Raw genomic sequence first — 24699 nt, 5'->3', positions numbered from 1 at the left:
ACAAACCGATCGAACAAATCTGGTCGAACAATCGCAGAACGCCGGTCGAGAACCAGCCCGTGAAGTGACGGTACCCGCAGATCCCGAACGGGGTCGACCTGTTCTCGGCGTTTCGCCTGCGGATAAAAAAGAAAAGAGTCGAGATTTCAGCCTGGCGAGCGCTCCACCAGGCACTTCTCGACGTGTCCGCCTCGTGTCGGGAATCGGAATACAGATCCTCGACACGAGGCGGAAATCGACTACTTCTGTGCGCTGAGCTTCCGGTAAGCCAGCACGTCGTCGATGATGCCGTACTCCTTGGCCTGCTCGGCCGTGAGGATCTTGTCGCGATCGGTGTCGACGCGGATGGTCTCCGGATCCTTGCCCGTGTGCAGCGACAGCGTGCTCTCCATGAGTCGACGCATACGCTCGATTTCCGCAGCCTGGATCTCCAGATCGGAAACCTGACCCTGGATGCCGCCCGTGGCCGGCTGGTGAATCAGAATGCGCGAGTTGGGGAGCGCGAAGCGCTTGCCCGGCGTACCACCGGCGAGAAGGACAGCAGCTGCCGAAGCAGCCTGACCGAGGCAGACGGTGGAGATGTCGGCACGGACGTACTGCATCGTGTCGTAGATCGCCATCAGCGCGGTGAACGAACCACCGGGCGAGTTGATGTACATGGTGATGTCGCGGTCCGGATCCTGCGATTCGAGAACCAGCAACTGTGCCATGAGGTCGTTGGCGGAGACGTCGTCGACCTGCGAGCCGAGGAAGATGATGCGCTCCTCGAACAGCTTGTTGTACGGGTCGGACGTCTTGACGCCGTAGCTGGTCTGCTCCGTGAACTGGGGCAGGATGTAACGCGATTGGGGGCCCGACGGCGCCTGGCCGCCCAGCGAGTTAGCTCCGAAAAGATTGGTCATCAGTTCTCCAAAGTATGAATTGGGCAGCGAAAGGATGGACGAACCGGCTCAGTTGCCGGTGCCGCCGGCCTGATTCGCACGGGAGACGACGTGGTCGACGAAGCCGTACTCGAGTGCTTCCTTCGCCGTGAACCAACGGTCACGGTCGGAGTCCGCGGTGATCTGCTCGACCGTCTGGCCGGTGTGCTGAGCGATCAGCTCGGCCATTTCGCGCTTGGTGTGCTTGAACTGCTCGGCCATGATCGCGATGTCACTGGCGGAACCACCGATACCGGCGGACGGCTGGTGCATCATGATGCGGGCGTGAGGCAGTGCGTAACGCTTGCCCTTGGTGCCTGCCGAGAGCAGGAACTGACCCATCGACGCCGCAAGGCCCATACCGAAGGTGGCGATGTCGCACTCGGCGAACTGCATCGTGTCGAAGATCGCCATACCTGCGGTGACAGATCCACCGGGCGAGTTGATGTAGAGCGAGATGTCTCGCGTCGGGTCCTCGGCCGAGAGCAGCAGGATCTGCGCGCACAGCTTGTTGGCGATGTCGTCGTCGACCTGGGTACCGAGGAAAATGATGCGCTCTCGCAGCAAGCGCTCGTACACCGAGTCGCTGAGGTTCAACCCAGCGGTCGCTGAAGTCATGGCGGGACTCTGCAAAGTCTCCAGGTGATTGGAAGTCACGGTACCTGCCTTCTATGTGGATCTACTTGTGCGGTGGATCGTCTATGCGAAACACTTCTACTGACACAGACAGTAACGAAGTAGGGCGGCACCGGAGTCCCGGTGCCGCCCTACTTCGCTCAAAGCGGAAAACTCAGTGCAGTCGATCGTGGTGAAAACACCCGTCCGCCTGCGTCTTTACTTGTCTTCGCTCTCGGCGGAATCAGACGCATCCGCTTCGGTTTCGTCCTCGCTGCTGCCGAACAGTTCAGCGGTGTCGACAACGGCGCCGGAGGTGTCCTTGACACCGGCCGACTCGACGACGGACGCGAGAGCCTTGCCACGACGGACGTCTGCGAAGACGGCGCCGAGCTGGTTGGCCTGCTGGATCTGCTGGATGAACTGCTCAGGAGCCATGCCGTAACGCTGCGCCTGGAACAGGATGCGCTCGGTGAGCTCGTCCTGACCGACGGTGACGTTGCCCGCATCGGCGATCGAGTCGAGCAAGAGCTGCGTCTTGACGGAGCGCTCAGCGGCTTCCTGGGCATCCTTGTCGAACTCTTCGCGGCTGCTGCCCTGCTCTTCGAGGAGCTTGTTCAGTGCCTCTTCGTCGTGATCGAGACCGTGAACGGCGTCGTGCAGTGCAGCATCGACCTCAGCCTTGACGACGGCTTCCGGCAACGGAACCTCGACCGTCTCGAGCAGCTGCTCGAGAACCTTGTCGCGGATCTGACCGGCCTGCTCGACCTTGCGGACGCGTGCGACGCGCTCGCGGAGGTCAGCCTTCAGTTCTTCCAGGGTGTCGAACTCGCTGGCGAGCTGAGCGAACTCGTCGTCCTCAGCCGGAAGCTCGCGCTCCTTGACCGTCTGCACGGTCACGGTGACAACAGCTTCCTTGCCCGCGTACTCGCCGGCGACCAGCGTCGACGTGAAGTCCTTGGACTCCCCCGCTTTGAGGCCGATGATGGCTTCGTCGAGGCCCTCGATGAGCTGGCCCGATCCGACCTCGTGCGACAGTCCGCTAGCGGTTGCCTCGGCAACGTTCTCGCCGTCGACGGTGGCCGACAGGTCGATGGAGACGAAGTCGCCGTCCTCGACTGCGCGGTCGACGCCGGTGAGGGTGCCGAAACGCTGACGCAGCGAAAGCAACTGCTCTTCGATGGCTTCGTCGGTGATCTCGATCGGATCGACCTCGACGTTGATGGAGCTGAAGTCAGGGAGCTCGATCTCGGGGCGCACGTCGACCTCGGCGGTGAACTCGAGGAGCTCGCCGTCTTCGATCTTGGTGACCTCGATCTCGGGCTGGCCGATGGCCTTCACGCCGGCGCTGGTGACAGCCTCGGAGTAACGCGACGGCAGAGCGTCGTTGACGACCTGCTCGAGCACAGCGCCGCGACCGACACGTGCTTCGAGGAGGCGAGCCGGAGCCTTGCCGGGACGGAAGCCGGGGAGACGAATCTGCTGCGCGAGGGCCTTGTAGGCCTTGTCGAAATCAGACTTGAGTTCCGCGAAGGGCACCTCAACGTTGATACGGACTCGCGTCGGGCTGAGCTGCTCGACGGTGCTCTTCACGAAACTTCGCTCCTTCGTCTGGTCTTGCTCACAACTTGTGTTGAATCGGTACTGCTGTGTGTTCGGTACTGCAGGTGTTCGGTACTGCTGTCTGGCGCGGCACTTCACTCCCGGACTTACTGGAGGTGAAGTGCCATGTACGTACTTGTCGGGATGACAGGATTTGAACCTGCGACCCTCCGCTCCCAAAGCGGATGCGCTACCAAGCTGCGCTACATCCCGTTTCCGATCACATGAAACACACGATACGGCCATCCGAGGCCACGAAGACAGCGGGCCACAAAGGCAGCCACCATCGGTGACCGCGCACAACCCTATCGCGCTCACTACTCTCTCACGAACCCGACCGTCGTTTGTACACGGCCCGCCTGTCCGACCCCGTCAGTATGTCATCCGACCGCCGCCACATACAGCCTTGGCTGAACGAAACGTGATGACAGCCGGAATCAGAAGCCGGGCCGCAAGGCAAGACACCCCGACTCGCCGGGCATTTCGGCAATTCCCCAGGTGAACGACGGTATCGAACTTCTCCAACCCCCCGATTATGAAATCCGGTGGGGCATTGGGTACAGTTTCGTATCGCAGACGACGAACACGGCGATCCCGAGTTGTCGTATGCACGGGGATGTAGCTCAATGGTAGAGCCTCAGTCTTCCAAACTGATCACGCGGGTTCGATTCCCGTCATCCCCTCCATGAGGAGGGAAACTCCACAAAAATCCGCATCGGCCTGGCCGGTGCGGATTTTTTGTGTTCAGACTTTGTGCACTCAGGCCACTCCCCTGTGGTCCGTATCCTGGAGTTGTCCGGATCGATTCTGCTCGGGAGGCCACTCGTGACCACGATTCTTCTCATACTCGTCGTTCTGGCCGTAGTCGTATTTCTGGTCATGAAAAGCCAGCAACGCGGTTCCGGCCACAGCGCAACACAACTCGACGACGCGAAAGCCGATGCCAGGCAGGCGATCGAACGCCTCGGCGGTCAGGTCTACAACCTGACCGGCAGTGACGACGCGTCGCGCCAAGCCCTCGCCGACGCGGCCGAACGGTACAACGCCGCAGGCTCGCAGATCGATCAGGCCGCAACGCCGGTGCAGGCACGTCTCGCGAAACAGACTGCGCTGGAAGGGCTTTACTACATCCGCGCGGCGCGGGTGGCAATGGGCATGGATCCGGGACCGGAAGTTCCTTCCATCGACGGACAGAAGGCTGCGGGTTCGGTCACCGAAGACCGTGAGGTCGAATTCGAGGGCCGCAAGGTCGCGGCATCACCCAATCCGTCGTCGCACACACCCAACTACTACCCCGGTGGCCGAGTCGCCGGACGCCCGGTCCCGGCCGGCTGGTACTCCGAGCCATGGTGGAAGCCTGCCCTCGTCGCCGGCGCCTGGGGTCTGGGTTCGATGATGCTGTTCTCGACCATGTTCTCCGGCATGGCCGGGGTTCCTTACGGCGCAGAAGCTTTCGCACAGGGTGGCGATACGGGAGCCGGCGACTCGGGAGATCAGGGTATGGACGCCGGTGACTCCGGCGCGGATCAAGGAAGTGTCGACAACACCGATTTCACCGCAGACGGTGGAGGCAGCGACTACGGGGACTTCGGAGGCGGCGATTTCGGCGGCGGAGATTTCGGCGGCTTCGACTTCTAAGCCGACTGGCACACCGGGCACCAGAACAGGTTTCGCGCCTCCATGACGGAATGCAGGATCGGTGTGCCGCACACGCGGCACGGCGATCCTGCTCTTCGGTAAACGTAAGTCCGCGGACGATCCTTCGCGTACGCCGGATCACCGTTGTCGTGCTCGGCGCGAACGACGTGCATCTTCCCGCGCCTGACACCAACCTTCATCAATTCGACAAGATCTGCCCACATGGCAGTCCATTCGTCGTGAGAGACAAGATTCCCCGGTCGTTCGGGGTTGATTCCGTGGCGAAAGAGAAGTTCGGCGCGATAGACGTTGCCGACACCCGCCAGGACAGCTTGGTCCATGAGCAGCGCGCCGATCGCCTTCTTGGACTTGGAGATTCGCACCCATGCCTGGTGTGGATCCGCGCCGCGGCGCAGTGGGTCCGGCCCGAGTCTGGCCTCGATCGCGGCGACCTGAGGCGGCAGTAGGACTTCGCAGGCGGTGGGACCACGAAGGTCGGTGCCGAAATCGGCACCGACCATTCGCATCCGGACCTGGCCTACCGGTTCTTCCATCGGCAGGGCGGAGTCGGTGAACTTTCCGTACAGCCCGAGGTGTACGTGAACTGTCAATCCGTTGTCATAGGTGTGCCAGAGGTGCTTCCCCCAGGCATCCGAGGACGTGAGTACGTGTCCGTCCACCAGACGCGCGTCCTCGGCGAATCTGCCTTGCGGGCTGACGACGCGGACCAGTGAACCGACGAACTTGCGGGCATGCAACCGTGCCAGTCGATGCAGGGTATGACCTTCAGGCACGGAACAACTTTCGGATCAGGCTTGCGGCAGAGCCGGTGCGACGCCGGTCTTCTCGTACTCGGACAAGATGTCGATACGACGCTGATGACGCTCTTCACCCGACCATGCGGTGGCGAGGAAAGCATCGACGATGGCGAGTGATTCCTCGAGGGAATGCATACGTCCACCGATGCCGATCAGCTGAGCGTTGTTGTGCTCGCGGGCCAGCTTCGCCGTTTCGACGCTCCAAGCGAGAGCGCACCGTGCGCCGGGAACCTTGTTCGCGGCGATCTGCTCACCGTTGCCACTGCCACCCAGGACGATTCCCAGGCTGCCCTCGTCGGCAACGACGCGCTTTGCGGCTTCGATGCAGAATGCCGGGTAGTCGTCCACGGCGTCGTACTCGTGAGCACCACAGTCGATGGCCTCGTGGCCGTTCGCTTTGAGGTGTTCGATGATCTCGTTCTTACGTTCGAATCCGGCATGGTCGGCACCCAGGTATACGCGCATGGCGACAATTCTCTCAGGCCCGACCAGCCGGGCGCACCCGGGTCGACGTCACACTTTCAGGAACACGCATCGCCGCACGAGCGCACCTATCGTGGTGCCCATGTACCCCGTCAACGGCCAGGCCGCTGCACCCGCCGTTCGTGTGTCACCAGGCAGTGACGCGGTTCGCCACCCGTGGGAAATCCCGCTACTCGTGCTCGCCGTTCTGACGACAGTCGTCACCTATGTGGTGGCGATCGTTCTGATCGCTGCGGGTGATCTGTCGACGTGGATCCTCGTGGTGCTCGCGGCTCCGATCCTGCTGTTCCTCGCGCGAGGTCAGCTGTACGGATCGCAGCAGGTCAACGGAATCAAGATGACGCCTTCGCAATTTCCCGAGGGGTATCGGCTGGTCGCCGAGGCTGCGGCACGATTCGGCATGAAAACTCCGCCGGATGCCTACGTCGTGCTGGGGAACGGACGGATCAATGCATTTGCGTCAGGGCACGGATTTCGGCGTTTCGTCGTCGTCTACAGCGACCTGTTCGAGGTCGGTGGGCAGGCCCGCGAGCCCGATGCGCTCGCATTCATCATCGGTCACGAGGTCGGCCACATCGCTGCTGGGCATGCGTCGTACTGGCGCCAGTGGGGACAGTTCGCGTCGAACTACATTCCGGTGATCGGATCTTCGCTGTCGCGTTCCATGGAGTACACGGCAGACAACTTCGGTTTTCACATGCGCCCGCAGGGCGCACCGGGCGCAATGGGTGTCCTCGGCGCCGGAAAGTATCTCGTGGGTCTGGTCGGGTTCGACGAACTCGCCGATCGCGCGACACTCGAATCCGGTTTCTTCCCGTGGTTCGTCAACATCTTGTCGTCGCATCCGGTGCTGACCTGGCGTGCGGCCGCGCTTCGCAACCGCACGCACTCAGGGCATCTGTTCTTCCGGCCCGGTCAGCTCTACCGAAATCCGGCGCTCACTACCGCTCAGTCGAACTGAGGATCCTCGTTGCGGGTCCGCTTGAGCTCGAAGAAGTGCGGGTAGCCGGCCAGCGCGACGGCGCCGTCCCACACCTTGCCTGCATCCTCGCCGCGCGGGATACGTGACAGCACGGGACCGAAGAACGCCACGCCGTTGACATGGATCGTCGGGGTTCCGACGTCGGGTCCGACGGCGTCCATGCCCTTGTGGTGGCTCTCACGCAGTGCCTCGTCGTACTTGTCGGTGTCGGCAGCCTCGGCCAGTTCGGGCGGCAGTCCGACCTCGGCGAGCGACGACTTGATGACGTCGGCGAAGTCCTTGTTGCCCTCGTTGTGAATCTTCGTACCCATGGCCGTGTACAGCGGCAGCAGGATCTCGTCACCCTTCAGCTGCGCTGCAGCGATAGCGACGCGGACCGGGCCCCAGGCCTTGGTCATCATCTCGCGGTACTCGTCGGGGAGGTCGCGGCCCTCGTTGAGAACCGCAAGGCTCATCACGTGGAACTTGGCCTCGATGTCGCGTACCTGCTGGGCCTCGAGAATCCAGCGCGAGGTGATCCAGCACCACGGGCAGAGCGGGTCGAACCAGAAGTCAGCAGTGTCCGTGGTCTTACTCGAGGTTGCGCTCACGAAGAAACTCCCTATCAGTTCATGTCGGTCAGGTTCTATCAGTTCTGGGACATACTCCCGTTCTGCCAACAATCATGAACCCGCAATCCTTCCCGCGCTTTCCCCCGAACCACCTTCCGATCGCAGTAGTGTCGAAAAGAAACGAGTACGAAGGAGTGGTTCAGTAATGAGCACCAACCGGAGATTCGTGATCGTCGGCGGCGGGCTCGCGGGCGCAAAGATCGCAGAAGCCCTGCGTGACAGAGATTTCGACGGTGAGATCACCGTATTGAGCGAAGAAGACCACCTTCCGTACGAGCGGCCGCCGCTGTCGAAAGAGTTCTTCGCAGGCAAGAAGACACTCCCCGAATTCACCGTCCACGACGGCGAGTGGTTCCGCGACCATCACATCGATCTTCGTCCGGGAACGACGGCAACGGCCATCGACCCCGCTGCGCACACCGTGTCACTTCCGGACGGTTCCACGATCAGCTACGACAAGCTCGCCTTGGCCACCGGCTCACGTTCGCGGCGCCTCGACATCCCGGGGTCCGACGCCGAGGGCGTTCACTACGTACGAACAGTCGATCAAGCCGCTGCGCTACTGCGCACCCTGGCCGCCGACAAGAAGCTCGTCGTGATCGGTGCCGGCTGGATCGGTCTCGAAATTGCCGCGTCGGCTCGCGGTTTCGACGTCGACGTCACCGTGCTCGAACATGCCGGCCTTCCGCTCGAATCGACCCTGGGCCCGGAAATGGGTGAGGTCTTCGCCGCTCTGCACCGCCAGAACGGCGTCGACTTGCGCACTGGCACGGACGTCAGCGCAATCTCTGTCGACGGCGATCACGCCGCCGGCGTCACTTTGAGCGACGGCACCGTGATTCCGGCCGACGCCGTGTTGATTGCTGTCGGCGCGTTGCCGAACACCGAGTTGGCGTCGGAGGCGGGTATCGACGTCGACAACGGAGTTCTCGTCGACGCCGGTCTGCAGAGCAGCGACCCCGACGTCGTTGCAGTAGGCGACATCGCGGCCGCACAGCATCCGATTCTGAATGCACGAATTCGGGTGGAGCACTGGGCAAACGCACTCAACCAACCCGAGACGGCCGCAGACACCATGTTGGGTCGGCCCGCCGAGTACGTGCGCATGCCGTATTTCTTCACCGATCAGTACGACCTCGGGATGGAATACGTGGGTCACGCGCCGCACGGCGGCTACTCCCGTGTCGTCACTCGCGGCGACGTCGACAAGCGCGAGTTCCTGGCCTTCTGGCTCGATTCCGCGAACAAGGTGCTCGCCGGCATGAACGTGAACATCTGGGATGCCGGTGACGCCATCAAGGAATTGGTCGCCTCTTCGCGTCCTGTCGATCCGGAGCGGCTGGCCGATCCGGAGATTCCGCTGGCAGAAGTGTCCGCTTGAGTAAAGCCGTTCTCTTCGTGATGGGATGGACGTAATAGATCCGCACCATCTACGAGGAGATCTTTGTGGTCGCACCGAACCTGACACGCGAAACCGCAGCGCAACGGTCAGCAATCCTGACCGTCGAGAACTATCTGATCGAACTCGATCTCACCGACGGCAACGACGCACCCGGCAAGGAGACGTTCTCTTCGAAGACCACCGTCACGTTCACGGCTACGGCCGGAGCAAGCAGCTTCATCGACATCGTCGCGGCCCGAGTCCATTCCGCGGTCCTCAACGGCACCGCACTCGACGTCTCCGACTACGACGAGTCGACGGGCATCAGCCTTCCCGACCTCGCTGCCGACAACGAGTTGGTCATCGAGGCCGATTGCATCTACTCCCACACCGGCGAGGGACTGCACCGATTCGTCGACCCGACCGATGACGCCGTCTACCTCTACTCACAGTTCGAGACGGCTGACGCCAAGCGCATGTTCGCGTGCTTCGATCAGCCCGATCTGAAGGCCACGTTCGACATCCACGTCACCGCTCCCACGTCGTGGAAGGTCATCTCCAACTCCGCGGTCGTCGAGACCCTTGCCGCCGATCCCGGCAAGCACGTTTTCCGGACCACCCCGAAGATGAGCACGTACCTGGTGGCGCTCATCGCCGGTCCCTACGCGCAGTGGACCGACAACTACTCCGACGAGCACGGCGACATCCCGCTCGGAATCTTCTGCCGCGCTTCGCTGGCCGAGTTCATGGACGAAGAGCGGCTTTTCACCGAGACCAAGCAGGGATTCGACTTCTACCACCGCAACTTCGGTGTTCCCTATGCCTTCGGCAAGTACGACCAGCTCTTCGTCCCCGAATTCAATGCGGGCGCGATGGAGAATGCCGGCGCCGTGACCTTCCTCGAGGACTACGTCTTCCGCTCCAAGGTGACCCGCTACTCGTACGAGCGTCGTGCCGAGACGGTGCTGCACGAAATGGCGCACATGTGGTTCGGCGACCTCGTCACGATGGCGTGGTGGGACGACCTGTGGCTCAACGAGTCGTTCGCGACCTTCGCTTCGGTCCTGTGCCAGACCGAGGCCACGGAGTACACGAACGCCTGGACGACGTTCGCCAACGTCGAGAAGTCGTGGGCATACCGCCAGGATCAGTTGCCGTCGACGCACCCGATTGCCGCGGACATTCCGGACCTGGCTGCCGTCGAGGTCAACTTCGACGGCATCACCTACGCGAAGGGCGCCAGCGTCCTCAAACAGTTGGTCGCATACGTCGGACTCGAGCCGTTCCTCGCCGGACTGCGTGAGTACTTCCGTGAGCATGCATTCGGAAACGCAACATTCGACGATCTGCTGGGCTCACTCGAAAAGTCCTCGGGCCGTGACCTTTCCGACTGGGGTCGGCAGTGGCTCAAGACCACCGGTTTGAACATCCTGCGCCCCGACTTCGATGTCGACGCAGACGGAAAGTTCACCCGCTTCGCCGTCCTGCAGGACGGTGCGGCACCAGGCGCCGGCGAGCGGCGAATCCACCGGATCGCCATCGGCATCTACGACGACGTCGACGGCAAGTTGGTGCGAAGCCATCGCGTCGAACTCGACCTCGATGCCGTGGAAAGCACGGATGTCCCCGAACTTGTCGGCGTCGCCCGCGGTGCACTCGTGTTGGTCAACGACGACGATCTCACCTACGGCTCCGTGCGACTCGATCCCGAATCTTTGGCGACGGCGATCGAGCGGGTCGGCGACATCACCGACTCACTCCCCCGCACCCTGGTCTGGTCGGCGGCGTGGGAAATGACCCGTCAGGCCGAACTGAAGGCACGCGACTTCGTCGCGCTGGTCGAGCGCGGCATCAGTTCGGAGACCGAAGTCGGTGTGGTGCAACGTCTCTTGCTCCAAGCCCAAACCGCCATCGGCTCCTACGCAGATCCGGCCTGGGCCGAGGCCGAAGGCGCGGCGAGCTTCGCCAATCGGTTGCTCGAACTCGCACGTGAGGCAGAGGCCGGGTCCGACCACCAGCTGGCATTCGTCAACGCACTCACCGGTGCAGCACTCTCCCCGTGGCACACCGAGGTACTGCGCGAATTGCTCGACGCCGATCCCTCCACCGTTGGGCTCGACGGCCTGATCGTCGACACGGACCTGCGCTGGCGCATCGTCGGGGCACTGGCAGCTGCCGGTGAGATCGACGCCGAAGGAACCGCAACTCCGTTCATCGACGCCGAAGCCCAGCGTGACCCGACCGCTGCGGGCGCTCGTCAGGCCGCGGCGGCCGCAGCCGGACGTCCGCAGGCCGCGGTCAAGGAAGAGGTCTGGGCGAAGGTCGTCGGCGACGACTCGGTGCCCAACATCACCGCACGATCGATCATCGGCGGGTTCGCTCGCGAAGGCCAGGACGAATTGCTCGAACCCTTCGTCTCCCGCTACTTCGCCGACATCGCGGCGGTGTGGGAACGACGCTCGAGCGAAGTGGCGCAGACCGTCGTCATCGGGCTGTACCCGGCGTGGTCGATCTCCGCAGAATCCGTCGCGGCGGCAGACCGATTCCTCGAAGGCGACATCCCTCCCGCGTTACGTCGTCTGGTCGTCGAAGGCCAGGCCGGTGTGGTTCGTTCACTCGCAGCACGAAAGTTCGACGCGAGCTGACATGCGAAAGGCCGGTGCCCGCGTCGATTCTCACGAATCGACGCGGGCACCGGCCTGTGTCTGACAAACAGTTACGGCGCTGAAATTGCGGCTGCCATAACGCGGATGGCACTGATCAGTCCGTCGATCAGGTTGCCTTCACTGAAGGATGCAACAGCTGCCGTTGCTCCGAGCTGGGTAACGCGATCAGTGACCCGATCGGCGATTGCCCGCCCGCTGCGTACCTCGACGGTGCGCTGGTTGGGCGAGACGGCGATCAGCACGGAACGCTCGGCTTCGGGCGTGGTCGGGAACAGTGCGTCGGCACCCACTGCCGGATCAGAACCGAGATCACCGATGTAGGCGTTGAATCGCACCTTGGTGGCCCGCGTCGCTTCGGTCATCGCGACGTCGAGCGCGACCAGATCCATGGTCTCGAACGGAAGATCGTCGGTGAACGGCTCGCCGATGCGGTGCACACCGGAAACGCGTCCGCTGGACGTGACGACGCTGCCGACGGGCAGGTCCTCGGGCGCTACTGCGAGCGCGGTCGAATGATCACCACTTGCCACTTGCGGACCCTCCGATCAGATCAGCCGAACCGGCTTCGATTGCGTGTGCACTGCCGTGATGGCCACCGCGAACGGTGACTTCGTCGACAGCACTCCACAGCACGGGAGCGTGATCCCACGACTCACCGAGATGGAACGCCGGCGGAACCGGTCCCGGCGTCTTCTTCCCGAGGAAGGACGCAGCCGCGAAGAACGCGGTGATCAAGGCCGGAATCCCAACGTATATCAGTACTACCTCGAGAATGCTCACACCAGATAACGTAGCCCAGAACGCCAGGAAGGAAAGCGTCAGGGCCACAAATTCTCGGGCAATTTCATTTCGGTGACGACGGAACGCGGCTCAGGCTGCGCCCACGCCGACACATAGCTCAGGCTGCGCCCACGCCGACACATAGCTCAGGCTGCGCCCACGCCGAGATACGGCATCCACGCCGGATGCAATTCCTTGGTCGCCGCGAGCAGACGCCAATGCGGACCGGACGGGGGAACCAATTCCGCACGGAGAGTCCATCCGAGTTCGCTGAGCATCTTGTCGGCCTTGCGGTGATTGCAGGGGGCACAGCACGCTACGCAGTTCTCCCACGAATGCCCGCCACCTCGGCTGCGAGGAACGACGTGGTCGATGGTTTCGGCTTTGGCTCCGCAGTACGCACATCGGAAGTGGTCACGATGCATCAGTGCGGCACGGGTCATGGGGATGCGGGCGCGATACGGAACGCGCACGTAGGTGCGCAATCGAATGACCGAGGGAACCTGCACCGACCAGTCCGCAGAATGGACTACCGGGCCCTGTTCGTCCTCGTGGACGGTATCGGCCTTGCCGCAGGCCATCAGTACGACCGCGCGCCTGGCAGGAAGGGCGGTCAGCGGTTCGTACGTGACGTTGAGCAGTAGCACCCGACGTTTTACCCACTCGGGCACAACGCGATCGGGAGGGAACATCTTGAGGTGAGAATGCTCTTCGGAAAAGAGTGGGTCAGCAGTGTGCGCGAACCCGTCAGGAACAACTTCCAGAACAGCCCCTAACGCGTGGTCGTTCCGCGCGCTAGTGGGCTGGAGTTGTCGGTGATTGCGTGCAGCATGTCGGTTCTTCATACGACCTCCGGGAGACTGCCCCCAAGTTGACCACGGATGATCGCGTTACGCACTCCCATTTCGAACAAAATTGCCAGGACGGCCGGTGAATTTCCGGTGAATGGGTACGCATTCCGACCCGATGCAACCGTCGTCGACCCGGAAACCGACCACTACGGCCGTCAGGCACAATGGAACTTGCCATGAATGACGTACAGCACGACGTGCAGCAGACCTTCTACGACGCCGTCGGCGGAGCCGAGACGTTTCACAAGCTCACCGCGCGATTCTACGAAGAAGTCGCGAAGGACGAGGTTGTGCGCCCGCTCTACCCCGAGGCCGATCTCGGCCCGGCAGAGCGGCGGATGCGGATGTTCCTCGAGCAGTACTGGGGCGGGCCGCACACGTACTCGGAGGAGCGTGGGCATCCGCGTCTGCGGATGCGCCACAATCCTTTCGTGATCGGCCCGATCGAGCGTGATGCGTGGCTTAGGTGCATGCACGTCGCCATCGCGTCCATCGACGAGAAGACCCTGAGCCCGGTGCACCGCAAGCAGTTGATCGACTACATGGAGATGGCTGCTGCGTCCATGGTGAACTCCGCCATCTGACCGTTTACTTCGCCTTCGGCCTGAACACACGCGCGATCCGGCGGGCTGCCCGTACCCCGAACGACACCGTGGGATGTAGCGGAGAACTCAAGATTGCGTGCTTGCGCACGTACTCTTCGACCTCCCACTCCGACCAGCTGCCCGCCCGGAAGAGTGCGGCATCGCCGACGCCCAGGGTTCGTTTCGCGATTCCGTCGCCCTGAACGGTGACCGACCCTTCGATGATGTGCACGATTTCGTCCGCATGGAAGTACCAGCGGAAGCGCCCCTTCGTGCAATCCCAGACGTGCGTAGTCGTGGTCCCGTCTTTACTCGCCGACCATTGCGCCGACCGTGCAACCGGTGTGCCGAAGATTATCCAGTCACGGTTGATCGGATCATCGTCGAGCAGTACGTGATCCAAACTCACCGCTTCGATTGCCGACAAAGTCAAGGCCAAGCCCCCTTGGTTGAATTCTCGATACTTCTCCCCCGGCAGTAACACCAAAGTTGCCACATGGAGTCACCGCGTGAATGCAAAGTACACCAAGGCTAGGTAAAGAGTCATGCTTTTGCCGTGTCCAAGTCGTGAGAGTGCCAGACGTTTGGCACTATGAACTGCTGTGAGCACCCCCGCGGATTCGTCCTCTGTAAGCCGGCCCGAAGCCCCGTGGTGGAACGAGGCGGTCTTCTATCAGATCTATCCGCGTTCCTTTGCCGATTCGGGCAGTGACGGTATCGGCGACCTCGGCGGAGTCGAGGAGAAACTCGGCTACCTCGAGCTGCTCGGCATCGACGCGATCTGGTTGAGCCCGGTGATGAAGTCACCGATGGCAGACCACGGCTACGACGTCTCGGATCCTCGCGACATCGATCCCCTGTTCGGTGATCTGGCGACGATGGATTCGCTGATCACGTCGGCCCACGAGCGCGGAATCAAGGTCACCATGGACTTGGTCCCGAACCACACGAGTGATCAGCACGAGTGGTTCAAGGCAGCCCTGGCGTCGGCGCCCGGTTCTGCGGAGCGATCCCGCTACATCTTCCGAGACGGCAAAGGTGAAAAAGGCAACGAACCGCCGAACAACTGGCCGAGCATCTTCGGCGGCCCGGCATGGACCCGCGTCACCGAAGCCGACGGAACACCCGGCCAGTGGTACCTGCACATCTTCGCCAAGGAACAGCCGGACCTGAACTGGGACAACCCCGAGGTCTTCGACGACCTCGCCAAGACTCTGCGCTTCTGGCTCGAGCGCGGAATCGACGGATTCCGCATCGACGTGGCCCACGGAATGGCCAAGCCCGACGGTTTGCCGGACCACGACTGGGAGCTCAACGAGCTCATGCGCAATTCCGACGACGACCCGCGGTTCAACAATCCGGCAGTTCACGAAATCCACCGCGGCATCCGCAAGGTCATGGACGAGTTCCCGGAGGCGATGACCGTCGGCGAGATCTGGGTGAAGGACAACCAGAAGTTCGGCGAATACATCCGGCCAGACGAACTGCATCTCGGATTCAACTTCCGGCTTGCAGAAACCGAATTCTCCGCCGAGTCCGTCCGAGAGGCCGTGGAGAACTCCCTCGCGGCCGTCGCCGAGGTCGGGGGTGTGCCCACGTGGACACTGTCGAATCACGACGTCGAACGTGAAGTCACGCGCTACGGCGGGGGCGAGATCGGAACGCAACGCGCACGGGCGATGATCCTCGTCGAGTTGGCGCTTCCGGGCGCGAGCTTCATCTACAACGGAGCCGAACTCGGCCTGCCGAACGTCGACCTGCCCGACGATGCACTACAGGACCCGGTCTGGGAACGATCCGGACATGCCGAGCGAGGACGCGACGGCTGTCGAGTGCCCCTTCCCTGGGAAGGAACCGAGCCGCCTTTCGGATTCACCACCGGTGCGAGTACCTGGCTGCCGATGCCGGCCGAGTGGTCGACGCTCACCGTGGAGGCTCAGATCGAGGACGTCGACTCGATGCTCTCGCTGTATCGCGCCGCCCTCGAACTTCGTAGCGCCAGGACGGAGTTTTCCGGCACCGACATCGATTGGTACGGCAGTCCCCCCGGCTGCCTCGCTTTCCGTCGACGCGGCGGTCTGATCTGTGCTCTCAACACCACGGAGGTGCCGATCGCACTGCCGAGCGGGCAGCTGCTGTTGAGCAGCGCACCACTCGTCGACGGTCAGTTGCCCGTCAACGCTGCGGCGTGGCTGATCTGACCGAACACTCTCGCACGTCGTCAGGCGGCGGCCCCATCGCGCTGGTGGTGGCCGTCGCCTGAACTCCTACCGCGCAACCATCAGCGGTATCGAACCACCGCGGTGACGGTAGATCGAACCAAACCGTGCATCGAGGCGCACCCACGATCGACTCGCCCGCACCCGAACCAGTTCCGACGCGTCGATCTGTTCGAGATCGATGTCCGCAGTCATCGCTTCGGATCCGGCGTGCGGAACGAATCCCATTGCGGTCAAGGCAAAAATAACTCGCATCGAGATCCCGACCGTGCCTGACGGACCACTGACCTCGAGCACGTCCTGATCGAGCAACGACGCCGGCGGCCCGTGACTACTTCCATGCTCGAGCGCCAAGGCGTTGCCCCGTTGCGCCAGTTCGATCAGCACCCGGGCGGGTACGTCGTCCAGGTGCTCGAAGCCGTCCATCGGCGGCAACGCCCCACGCCACGCCGAATCCATGGCGAACCCCGGATCGATCAGCTCACTTGTTGCCTGCTCCACCGCCGAGAGCAACTGATCGCCGGCAGCCGACGTGTCGTCAGGGTTGATGGTGCCCGCCACGGTTCGCGTCGCCAGAGCGTCGAAACCCGTTGACGCCCAGACGCTCAGGTGCGCATCGCCGCGTCGACGCATTCGGATGACCGCGGACTCGTCCAAACGCAAGGCGTGACCGATGAAGCCGGCCAAGTTCTTTCGCTCGGCCTCCTCGGGCACGGTCAGGACACGTTCATGCACGTTGCCAGCTCTCCAAGTACTCCCGCTCGGGCCCGCTGAGGCGGCGCAGACGTTGAGTGTCGATATCGAAGGCCGCGATCTGAGTCGATGCCACGATGGACGGCGGGACGCTGAGATCGGCGCCGCGGGGGCGAACCTCGTACGCGATGGTGAAGTCCACCGCGCGAACCTTTTCCACCCACATGAAGACATCGAGCGGTGAATCGTCGTGCCGCAGTTGCCCGCGGTACCGCACATGGAGATCGGCAATCACAGCCCCGTCACGCAGGGTGACCGTCGGGCGCGAGTCTTCGAACAACCAAGGAATCCTCGCCTCTTCGAGCAACGTCACCATCCGTGCGTGGTTGATGTGCTGGAAGGCATCCATGTCGGACCACCGAACCACAACTTCGGCGTGGAACCCTTCGCTCAACGTCCTACCTCCGATCGGGTGCCCATGCTGCGCACCATGCTACGAACCTGACGCGCCGCCACCGAGAGCGTCGCGAGGTCAAGCGTCCCAGACTCGAAGATCTCGACGAGAGCTGCCCTCGCCCGACTCAGCCGCGAGGCGTTGGTCGATTCCCATTCGTCGATCTTCTCCTGCGGCGACTCCCCCGGCTCGCCGCCGGCCAGAACCTCCATCGTCAGCTGCCGCAGCGAACTGTAGAGGTCGTCTCGCAACGCGAGCCGAGCAAGCGAGTGCCAGCGATCGCCGCGCTCGAGTCCCGAGACCGCGCTCAGCAGCCAGTCGATTCCCAGATGCGCGTCCAAGGCGTAGTACAGCTCCGCGACTTCGGTGATGTCGTGATCTGCGATGTCGGCGATATCCGCGATGTCGAGCAGGCAGTAGACGTCGAGCAGTCGGAACACGTCCAGCGCCAACGCTTCCGGAGCCCCGCGATCGATCACGGATTGAGCGCGCACGAGCAGATCGTCGAGCTGGTGGCCGGCGAGCAGCCCCGGAACCAGCGGCGCCGTCGCCCGATACGCTGCCGAGTAGCGCGCAACTTCGGCGCCGACCGCGATCGGCTGGGGCCGATTGGCCAGGAACCACCGCGACGCGCGGTCGAGCAAGCGGCATGACTCCACGATCAGCTCGTTTTCGATCTCTGCACTGACGCCGGCCGAGCGGATTCGCGACCACACCTCGTCGAGCGCAAAGACCTCTCGCACAGCGGCGTACGCACGGATCGAGTCGGTACTGCTCGCTCCGGTCTCCTCGGCCAAGCGGTAGGCGTACGTGATTCCGCCGTTGTCGATCACTTCGTTCACGAGCATCGTCGCGACGATCTGCCGCCGCAACGGGTGTGCCTTGATCTCCGTTTCGAACCGATCGCGAACAGCGGTCGGGAAGTACTGCGGGATCTGCTGGGCAAAGAAATCGTTGTCCGGCAACTCGGTTGCGAGCAGATCGTCCTTGAGTGAAAGCTTCACGTGCGCCGTCAGCGTCGCCAATTCCGGCGACGTCAGACCCACACCGGCCTCGAGTCGACGCTCGATCTCCTTGTCGGTCGGCAACGCCTCGAGCTTGCGGTCAAGGCCACGTGCCTTGGTCAGATCCGTCAACTGACGGCGGTGAACACCGAGCATCTGCGGCGCCGTCACGCGGGAGATTCCGAGCAGCGCATTCTGGGCGATGTTGTCCGCCAACACCAGCGCCGCCACGTCGTCGGTCATCGACGCCAGCAACGGATTCCGTTCTTGCGTCGGCAGTAACTGCGAACGCACGAGCGAATCGAGAAGGATCTTGATGTTCACTTCGTGATCGGAGCAGTCGACGCCGGCCGAGTTGTCGATGGCGTCGGTGTTGATGTGACCGCCGTTGGCGCTGAACTCGATTCGTCCCAGAGCAGTCACGCCGAGGTTGCCGCCCTCACCGATCACCTTGACCCGCAGGTCTTGACCGTCGACTCGCACCGCGTCGTTGCTCTTGTCTCCGACCTGCGCGTTAGTCTCGGTCGAAGCCTTGACGTATGTACCGATTCCGCCGTTCCACAGCAGATCCACCGGTGCCGACAGAATCGCCTGCATCAATTCCGGCGGCGAGAGCTTCGTGACCCCCTCGGCCAGACCCAGTGCGATCCTGACGCTTTCGGCGATCGGAACCGACTTGACCGTGCGGTCCCAGACGCCGCCACCTTCACTGATCAGGCTCTTGTCGTAGTCGGCCCATGACGACCGTGGCAACTCGAAAAGTCGTTGACGTTCGACGAACGAGCTCGCTGCATCCGGGTTCGGATCGAGGAAGATGTGTCGATGGTCGAAAGCGCCCACCAGACGAATGTGCCGACTGAGGAGCATTCCGTTGCCGAACACGTCTCCGCTCATGTCGCCGACGCCTACCGTCGTGAAATCCTGCGTCTGCGTGTCGACCCCGAGTTCGCGGAAGTGCCGCTTGACGCTTTCCCAGGCGCCGCGAGCGGTGATTCCCATGCCCTTGTGGTCGTATCCCACGGAGCCACCGGAGGCAAACGCGTCGCCGAGCCAGAAGTCGTACTTGGCGGCAACCGAATTCGCGAGATCCGAGAACGTCGCCGTGCCCTTGTCCGCGGCGACCACCAGGTAGCGATCCTGATCGTCCTTGCGCACCACTCGATCCGGCGTCACAACTTCGCCGGTGGCCGCGTGCACGTTGTCGGTGATGTCGAGCAATCCGGAGATGAACGTGGTGTAGCAGGCTTTGCCGGTTTCCAGCGTCGCCGTTCGATCAGCGGCCGGATCACCCGTCGGCAGAGGCGGATTCTTCACGACGAAGCCGCCCTTGGCGCCGACCGGCACGATCACCGCGTTCTTGACGGCCTGAGCCTTCACCAAGCCGAGCACCTCGGTGCGGAAATCCTCGCGCCGGTCGGACCAGCGGAGTCCGCCGCGCGCTACTGCGCCGAATCGCAGGTGGACGCCTTCGACCTCGGGTGAGTACACGTAGATCTCGAAAGCCGGCCGCGGCTTGGGCAACTCGCTGATCCGCGAGGGATCGAGCTTGACCGACAGGTAGTCGCGAGAGCGGCCATCGGCGTCGACGACGTAGAAATTGGTACGCAAGGTCGCCTTCACCAAGGAGAACATTCCACGCAGAATGCGATCGGCATCCAAGCTGAGTACCTCGTCGATGGACGCACGCAACTGCTCGTCCAATTCGGCGACGCGGATGTCGTCCTGCTTCTCGGGGTCGAACATCGCCTCGAACAACTGCACCAATGCAAACGCGGTCTGCGGGTGCGTAAGCGCGATTCCTTCGATGTGGAACTGACTGTACGGAAATGTGGCCTGGCGCAAATACTTTGCGTAAGCACGCAACACCACGGCTTGCCGCCAGGACATTCCGGCCCGCAGCACCAACTCGTTGAATCGGTCAGCTTCTGCCCGGCCGAACCAGACTGCACCGAATGCAGCCGTGAATCGCTTCTGGACCTCGGTCAGCGGGGCGGTACTGGTCTCGAGCGGCACCTGCGCATCGAGGTCGATCTCGACCGACGCCCGAAGATCCGCCGGTACCGACAATCCGAAATCGTAGATCCAGCACTGAACGCCGTCGAGTCGCTGCACGACGTGCGGTCGCTCGTCGAGAACTTCGACGCCGAGTGACTGCAGCACGGGGAGCACCTGACTCAACGAGATACCGTCGCCGCCGACGAAGAGCGTGAAGCGCCAGGCACCGGGCGCGGAGTCCACAGCGCGATAGAGCAGTACGTCGATCGCGCCTGGCGCCAACGCCTCGAGCCTGGCGATGTCGGCCAGCGCGCGTGACGGCTCGAAGTCCTCCTTGTATCCATCGGGAAGCACCCGCGAATACCGTTGCACCAGTTCCGGATCCACGCCCGGAATGTCGCGAACAAGGTCGTTGATGCGGTCGTCCCAGCTACGACTGACTTCGGTCAGCAGGGCCTGAACTCGCTCGCGGTTGGCCTCGGAGACATCCAGGTGAACCGGCTCACTGTCCGGATCGCGCCGGATCGTCACGTGCAACAGCGCAAGATCGTTCTCGGTAACCCGGGCGGTGTAATCAACCGCGCCTGGGCCGAATTCGCGCCACAACAGGTTTTGCATCGCCAGTCGCACCCGCGTCGTATACCGGTCGCGAGGCAGATACACCAAGCAGGATACGAACCGTCCGAACGTGTCCTCGCGGACAAAGAGTCGCACCTGTCGACGCAGCCCGATGCTGTGCACGGCGTGGACGGTCTCGAACAAGGTCTCGGCATCGCTCGAGAACAACTCGGTGCGCGGGAAGGACTGGATGACCTCGAGCATCGCCTGCCCGGAGTACGAATGCAGGTCGACACCGGCACGCGCGATGACTTCGCGGACGCGTCGCTCGATCAGAGGAATCGCGAGGACGTTCTCGTGGAGTGCGACCACGGTGAACACACCCAGGAATCTGTGCTCCCCCACGATGTTTCCCTCGTCGTCGAGGATCGAGACACCCACGAAGTACGGGTAAACAGCGCGGTGCACCGTGGCGGGGAACGATCCCTGCGTCAGGACCAGAAGCGGTCGATCCGGGAGATCTGCAACTGGAGGCAAACTCATCGGGCCTTCGGTGACCGCGTCGGAGCGCAGCACGCCGAGCCCGCTGCCGGCGACCGTGCGTGAGCCGTCCTTCGTGCCCTCGAATCGCCGGTATCCGAGTACGGCGTAGTTTCCGTCCGCCATCCACCGGAGCAGCCGAGCGGTATCGGAGAATTCTTCGGGGGTGATCCTCCCGGAGGCAGTTTCTGCAGCACTCTCCAACTCGTCGGCAACGCGCAGTTGCAGTGCCTTCATATCCGGGGTATCACCAACCACCTGGCGGACGTCCGCGAGCACTTTGCCGAGGTGGGCTTCGATCGCGTCGAGATCGGAATCCTCGACTTCGGAGTCCAACTGGACGTGCATCCAGGATTCTTGGATACCGCTGTCGCCCAAGGAAATCAGATTGCCCGCGTTGTCGCGTTCAACCGTCAGGATCGGATGGGCGAATTGACTGATTCCCACGCCTTGTCGGTTGAGCATCGCGGTAACGGACTCGACGAGCAACGACATATCGTCGGTGACGATCTGGACGGCAGCGCCGAGACCCTCGGATCCTGACGGGCGGTACACACGCCATACGGCCGTGCCTGGCGTCCGCTGCCTCCCGAGCGCGAGATGCGCGAGCAGGACTCGATCCGATCGACCGTTGATGACGTCGTCGCTGTCACCCTCGTCGATGTGCGTGAAAAAGGCCTCGCGAAGACGCGTCAACAACGTCGCTTCGTCGAGGCCTGTGCCCTGCTGCCGTACACGGTCTGTCATTCCTGGCTCACATCCTTGTGGGTTCTGATCGCCGCGACCAATCTCTGACTCGAGACTAGCCGCGGCAACCAGTACCTAGGGTGAACTGAGAAACGAAATCTACGATGTCGTCATCTGAACAAGCGATGCTTCGAGCACCGCACGTTCGCTGTCCGCCAGCGGTCTGGACTTTTCGGACACGGTGTCGAATCCGACCATCAACGCGTCGCCGAAGGCGCATTCGACACCCGCGTTGTCACGGATGACGTGCCGAACCGTGAACGAGGAAGTCCCGACGTGAGTCGTGAAGATCTCCACGTTCAACGGACCGGACCGATCGGTGACCGGCTTGAGGAACTCGATGGTCATCTTTCGAACCACGAGGTATCCCGGCCGGCCGCCGAGCGGCGCCAGTTTCGCTTCCAGGAACTGGATGCGAGCTTCCTGCATGTACTCGACGTAACGCGTGTTGTTGACGTGACCCAACCGGTCGGAATCGCCCCACCGGACCTGGATCTGCGCTGTGTATACGTCGGACACCGGATCAGTCCCTGGTGAGCTTGCGGTGAGTCACGCGGTGCGGGCGTGCGGCGTCGGGGCCGAGTCGCTCGACCTTGTTCGCCTCGTAGCCCTCGAAGTTGCCCTCGTACCAGTACCAAGCTGCCTCGTTGTCGCCGAAGCCACCTTCCCACGCGAGGATGTGGGTACAGGTCCGGTCCAGGAACCAGCGATCGTGCGAGATCACGACGGCGCAGCCGGGGAACTCTTCGAGAGCGTTCTCCAGCGAGCCGAGGGTTTCGACGTCGAGGTCGTTGGTGGGCTCATCGAGCAGGATCAGGTTGCCGCCCTGCTTGAGCGTCATCGCCAGGTTCAGGCGGTTGCGCTCACCACCGGAGAGGACGCCGGCCGGCTTCTGCTGATCGTGGCCCTTGAAACCGAACGAGCTGATGTACGCGCGCGAGGGGAACTCGGTCTGGCCGACGACGATGAAATCGAGCCCGTCGGACACGGTCTCCCAGACCGTCTTCTTGGGGTCGATTCCGGAACGGTTCTGGTCGACGTAGCTCAGCTTGACCGTCTGACCGATCTTGACCTCACCGGCGTCAGGCTCCTCGAGACCGACGATGGTCTTGAACAGCGTCGTCTTACCGACGCCGTTGGGGCCGATGACGCCGACAATTCCGTTGCGCGGCAACGTGAACGAAAGATCCTTGATCAGCACGCGGCCGTCGAAGCCCTTGTCGAGGTTCGAGACCTCCACGACCACGTCACCCAGGCGCGGCGGTGCCGGGATCTGGATCTCGTCGAAGTCGAGTTTGCGGGTCTTCTCGGCTTCGTTCGCCATTTCCTCGTAGCGATCGAGACGAGCCTTGTTCTTGGCCTGGCGGGCCTTGGCGCCGGAACGAACCCATGCGAGCTCGTCCTTGAGGCGCTTCTGCAGCTTCTGATCCTTCTTGCCGGCAACTTCGAGGCGTGCAGCCTTCTGCTCCAGGTAGGTGGAGTAGTTGCCCTCGTACGGGTACAGGCGTCCGCGGTCGACTTCACAGATCCACTGCGCGACGTGATCGAGGAAGTAACGATCGTGGGTCACGGCGAGGATTGCGCCGGGGTATGCAGCGAGGTGCTGCTCGAGCCACAGGACAGATTCGGCGTCGAGGTGGTTGGTGGGCTCATCGAGGAGCAGGAGGTCGGGCTTGCTCAGCAGCAGCTTGCAGAGCGCAACGCGTCGCTTCTCACCACCGGAGAGGTGGGTGACCATCTCTTCCGGCGGGGGGCAGCGCAGGGCGTCCATAGCCTGCTCGAGCTGCGAGTCGATCTCCCACGCGTCTGCGTGATCGAGCTTCTCCTGCAGTTCGCCCATCTCTTCCATGAGCTCGTCGGAGTAATCCGTGGCCATCAGCTCGGCGATCTCGTTGTACCGCTTGAGTTGGACCATCGTCTCTCCGAGACCGTCCTCGACGTTCTCGCGAACCGTCTTGGTCTCGTCGAGCTCCGGCTCCTGCATGAGGATGCCGACGGTCGCGCCCGGAGCCAGGAATGCCTCGCCGTTGCCCGGCTGGTCCAGTCCGGCCATGATCTTGAGGATGCTGGATTTACCAGCGCCGTTCGGTCCGACGACACCGATCTTCGCGCCGGGGTAAAAGCTCATCGTGACGTCATCGAGGATGACCTTGTCACCGTGCGCCTTGCGCACCTTCTTCATCGTGTAAATGAACTCAGCCATGACCGCCAGCCTATCGGTGTTTGTCCTATAACCCACATTGCGCGTTGGCACTCACTCCGATCCGGGTTCTGCGGACAGTCCGAGGTCATCGACCAGATTCACCGACATGCTCATCGACCCCCACGAAAACCGCGATGGGGACACCTCCGGGTATCCCCCGGACGGCTCAGATCATTGCCCGGTGGATGCCCTTCGGCTCGCCACCGAGCTGCGAGAGCGTCGACGAATGGAAAATGGAACCAGGCACATGGATCGCGTGCGCGAGACCGGCATGCGCATCACGCCAGAACCGCTGCATCGGCGTGTTCAACTGCAACGCGCCACCACCGGAACGAGCAAAGATCTCGTCCACCGC

General features: G+C 62.7%; 21 protein-coding genes, 2 tRNA genes and 1 pseudogene. 7 read left to right on the top strand and 17 right to left on the bottom strand.

Annotated elements, in window-relative coordinates; translation table 11 throughout:
* Positions 1-239: 239 nt before the first annotated feature.
* The 4 genes from B0E55_RS16210 to B0E55_RS16195 all read right to left on the bottom strand — a co-directional run bounded on the left by B0E55_RS16210 (position 240) and on the right by B0E55_RS16195 (position 3350).
* Positions 240-902 carry an ATP-dependent Clp protease proteolytic subunit gene (locus B0E55_RS16210; protein WP_003944539.1) on the bottom strand — a complete coding sequence of 221 codons (663 nt, stop codon included), beginning with the start codon at positions 900-902 and terminating at the stop codon, positions 240-242.
* 48 nt (positions 903-950) lie between these two features.
* Positions 951-1538, bottom strand: a complete 588-nt coding sequence (locus B0E55_RS16205; protein ID WP_007730960.1) for an ATP-dependent Clp protease proteolytic subunit — start codon at positions 1536-1538, stop codon at positions 951-953.
* A 216-nt stretch (positions 1539-1754) separates the two neighbouring features.
* Positions 1755-3128 carry a trigger factor gene (gene tig, locus B0E55_RS16200; protein WP_019749086.1) on the bottom strand — a complete coding sequence of 458 codons (1374 nt, stop codon included), beginning with the start codon at positions 3126-3128 and terminating at the stop codon, positions 1755-1757.
* Between the two features lie 148 nt (positions 3129-3276).
* Positions 3277-3350, bottom strand: a tRNA-Pro gene (locus B0E55_RS16195).
* Between the two features lie 399 nt (positions 3351-3749).
* Between B0E55_RS16195 and B0E55_RS16190 the strand changes: the two genes are divergently transcribed.
* Both B0E55_RS16190 and B0E55_RS16185 read left to right on the top strand, forming a co-directional pair.
* A tRNA-Gly gene (locus B0E55_RS16190) sits at positions 3750-3823 on the top strand.
* A 193-nt stretch (positions 3824-4016) separates the two neighbouring features.
* Positions 4017-4775 carry a hypothetical protein gene (locus B0E55_RS16185; RefSeq protein WP_047888449.1) on the top strand — a complete coding sequence of 253 codons (759 nt, stop codon included), beginning with the start codon at positions 4017-4019 and terminating at the stop codon, positions 4773-4775.
* Here B0E55_RS16185 and B0E55_RS16180 read toward each other — a convergent pair.
* Together B0E55_RS16180 and B0E55_RS16175 are read right to left on the bottom strand one after the other, a co-directional pair.
* On the bottom strand, positions 4772-5569 hold the full coding sequence (locus B0E55_RS16180) for an Fpg/Nei family DNA glycosylase (RefSeq protein WP_080910037.1): 798 nt from the start codon (positions 5567-5569) through the stop codon (positions 4772-4774). The genes B0E55_RS16185 and B0E55_RS16180 overlap by 4 nt on opposite strands.
* 15 nt (positions 5570-5584) lie before the next feature.
* Entirely contained in the window at positions 5585-6058 is a 474-nt protein-coding gene (locus B0E55_RS16175; protein WP_003944571.1) for a ribose-5-phosphate isomerase, read from the bottom strand.
* 100 nt (positions 6059-6158) lie between these two features.
* Here B0E55_RS16175 and B0E55_RS16170 point away from each other — a divergent pair, with 100 nt between their 5' ends.
* Positions 6159-7037 (top strand): M48 family metallopeptidase, encoded by an 879-nt coding sequence (locus B0E55_RS16170; protein ID WP_041815041.1) that lies wholly within the window; start codon positions 6159-6161, stop codon positions 7035-7037.
* Here B0E55_RS16170 and B0E55_RS16165 read toward each other — a convergent pair.
* Complete coding sequence (locus B0E55_RS16165; RefSeq protein ID WP_003944541.1) at positions 7025-7648, bottom strand: DsbA family oxidoreductase; 624 nt, start codon at positions 7646-7648, stop codon at positions 7025-7027. The genes B0E55_RS16170 and B0E55_RS16165 overlap by 13 nt on opposite strands.
* Positions 7649-7814: 166 nt before the next feature.
* On the opposite strand from B0E55_RS16165, the gene B0E55_RS16160 reads away from it, so the two are divergent.
* Both B0E55_RS16160 and pepN read left to right on the top strand, forming a co-directional pair.
* The gene (locus B0E55_RS16160) at positions 7815-9050 is read left to right on the top strand and encodes an NAD(P)/FAD-dependent oxidoreductase (RefSeq protein ID WP_020908238.1); all 1236 of its coding nucleotides are present in this window, start codon (positions 7815-7817) and stop codon (positions 9048-9050) included.
* A 65-nt stretch (positions 9051-9115) separates the two neighbouring features.
* Positions 9116-11695 (top strand): aminopeptidase N, encoded by a 2580-nt coding sequence (gene pepN / locus B0E55_RS16155; RefSeq protein WP_080910036.1) that lies wholly within the window; start codon positions 9116-9118, stop codon positions 11693-11695.
* A 71-nt stretch (positions 11696-11766) separates the two neighbouring features.
* On the opposite strand, the gene B0E55_RS16150 is transcribed toward pepN, so the two are convergent.
* The 3 genes from B0E55_RS16150 to B0E55_RS16140 form a co-directional block, all read right to left on the bottom strand.
* A complete protein-coding gene (locus B0E55_RS16150; protein ID WP_070797090.1) occupies positions 11767-12246 on the bottom strand; it encodes a DUF5130 domain-containing protein in 480 nt (159 codons plus the stop codon).
* Entirely contained in the window at positions 12233-12496 is a 264-nt protein-coding gene (ctaJ, locus tag B0E55_RS16145) for an aa3-type cytochrome oxidase subunit CtaJ (protein WP_007730943.1), read from the bottom strand. Before ctaJ ends, B0E55_RS16150 begins: the two co-directional genes overlap by 14 nt.
* Before the next feature lie 146 nt (positions 12497-12642).
* Positions 12643-13341, bottom strand: a complete 699-nt coding sequence (locus B0E55_RS16140; protein ID WP_198538424.1) for an HNH endonuclease — start codon at positions 13339-13341, stop codon at positions 12643-12645.
* A gap of 182 nt (positions 13342-13523) precedes the next feature.
* Between B0E55_RS16140 and B0E55_RS16135 the strand changes: the two genes are divergently transcribed.
* Positions 13524-13931 (top strand): globin, encoded by a 408-nt coding sequence (locus B0E55_RS16135; RefSeq protein ID WP_003944464.1) that lies wholly within the window; start codon positions 13524-13526, stop codon positions 13929-13931.
* Between the two features lie 4 nt (positions 13932-13935).
* Here the strand turns inward: B0E55_RS16135 and B0E55_RS16130 are convergent, their stop codons facing one another.
* On the bottom strand, positions 13936-14427 hold the full coding sequence (locus B0E55_RS16130) for a cupin domain-containing protein (protein WP_019749095.1): 492 nt from the start codon (positions 14425-14427) through the stop codon (positions 13936-13938).
* Positions 14428-14533: 106 nt separating this feature from the next.
* Here B0E55_RS16130 and B0E55_RS16125 point away from each other — a divergent pair, with 106 nt between their 5' ends.
* Positions 14534-16132, top strand: a complete 1599-nt coding sequence (locus tag B0E55_RS16125; protein ID WP_080910035.1) for a glycoside hydrolase family 13 protein — start codon at positions 14534-14536, stop codon at positions 16130-16132.
* Between the two features lie 66 nt (positions 16133-16198).
* Here B0E55_RS16125 and B0E55_RS16120 read toward each other — a convergent pair whose 3' ends face one another.
* The 6 genes and pseudogenes from B0E55_RS16120 to B0E55_RS16095 form a co-directional block, all read right to left on the bottom strand.
* Positions 16199-16885 carry a hypothetical protein gene (locus B0E55_RS16120; RefSeq protein ID WP_020970006.1) on the bottom strand — a complete coding sequence of 229 codons (687 nt, stop codon included), beginning with the start codon at positions 16883-16885 and terminating at the stop codon, positions 16199-16201.
* On the bottom strand, positions 16878-17297 hold the full coding sequence (locus B0E55_RS16115; protein ID WP_003944573.1) for an acyl-CoA thioesterase: 420 nt from the start codon (positions 17295-17297) through the stop codon (positions 16878-16880). The genes B0E55_RS16120 and B0E55_RS16115 overlap by 8 nt, the downstream gene beginning before the upstream one ends.
* On the bottom strand, positions 17294-22141 hold the full coding sequence (locus B0E55_RS16110; protein WP_080910034.1) for an NAD-glutamate dehydrogenase: 4848 nt from the start codon (positions 22139-22141) through the stop codon (positions 17294-17296). Before B0E55_RS16110 ends, B0E55_RS16115 begins: the two co-directional genes overlap by 4 nt.
* Positions 22142-22240: 99 nt before the next feature.
* Positions 22241-22660, bottom strand: a complete 420-nt coding sequence (locus tag B0E55_RS16105) for an acyl-CoA thioesterase (protein WP_019749099.1) — start codon at positions 22658-22660, stop codon at positions 22241-22243.
* Positions 22661-22664: 4 nt separating this feature from the next.
* The gene (gene ettA, locus B0E55_RS16100) at positions 22665-24344 is read right to left on the bottom strand and encodes an energy-dependent translational throttle protein EttA (RefSeq protein WP_007730925.1); all 1680 of its coding nucleotides are present in this window, start codon (positions 24342-24344) and stop codon (positions 22665-22667) included.
* 166 nt (positions 24345-24510) lie between these two features.
* Positions 24511-24699: pseudogene (locus B0E55_RS16095) on the bottom strand (hydroxylase); the annotation flags it as partial.

Source organism: Rhodococcus sp. 66b (genome assembly GCF_002076325.1).
Taxonomy (GTDB): Bacteria; Actinomycetota; Actinomycetes; order Mycobacteriales; family Mycobacteriaceae; genus Rhodococcus_F; species Rhodococcus_F erythropolis.
The sequence above is the reverse complement of the archived record's forward strand: the minus strand, read 5'-3'. Positions and strand labels throughout refer to the sequence as shown.

What these genes read in the sequence shown, in the direction of transcription:
- B0E55_RS16210 (WP_003944539.1), bottom strand. Translation starts at nt 902, where the DNA reads ATGACCAATCTTTTCGGAGCTAACTCGCTGGGCGGCCAGGCGCCGTCG.
- B0E55_RS16185 (WP_047888449.1), top strand. Translation starts at nt 4,017, where the DNA reads ATGAAAAGCCAGCAACGCGGTTCCGGCCACAGCGCAACACAACTCGAC.
- B0E55_RS16175 (WP_003944571.1), bottom strand. Translation starts at nt 6,058, where the DNA reads ATGCGCGTATACCTGGGTGCCGACCATGCCGGATTCGAACGTAAGAAC.
- B0E55_RS16160 (WP_020908238.1), top strand. Translation starts at nt 7,815, where the DNA reads ATGAGCACCAACCGGAGATTCGTGATCGTCGGCGGCGGGCTCGCGGGC.
- B0E55_RS16110 (WP_080910034.1), bottom strand. Translation starts at nt 22,141, where the DNA reads ATGACAGACCGTGTACGGCAGCAGGGCACAGGCCTCGACGAAGCGACG.
- ettA (WP_007730925.1), bottom strand. Translation starts at nt 24,344, where the DNA reads ATGGCTGAGTTCATTTACACGATGAAGAAGGTGCGCAAGGCGCACGGT.
- B0E55_RS16170 (WP_041815041.1), top strand. Translation starts at nt 6,159, where the DNA reads ATGTACCCCGTCAACGGCCAGGCCGCTGCACCCGCCGTTCGTGTGTCA.
- B0E55_RS16140 (WP_198538424.1), bottom strand. Translation starts at nt 13,341, where the DNA reads ATGAAGAACCGACATGCTGCACGCAATCACCGACAACTCCAGCCCACT.
- B0E55_RS16205 (WP_007730960.1), bottom strand. Translation starts at nt 1,538, where the DNA reads ATGACTTCAGCGACCGCTGGGTTGAACCTCAGCGACTCGGTGTACGAG.
- B0E55_RS16135 (WP_003944464.1), top strand. Translation starts at nt 13,524, where the DNA reads ATGAATGACGTACAGCACGACGTGCAGCAGACCTTCTACGACGCCGTC.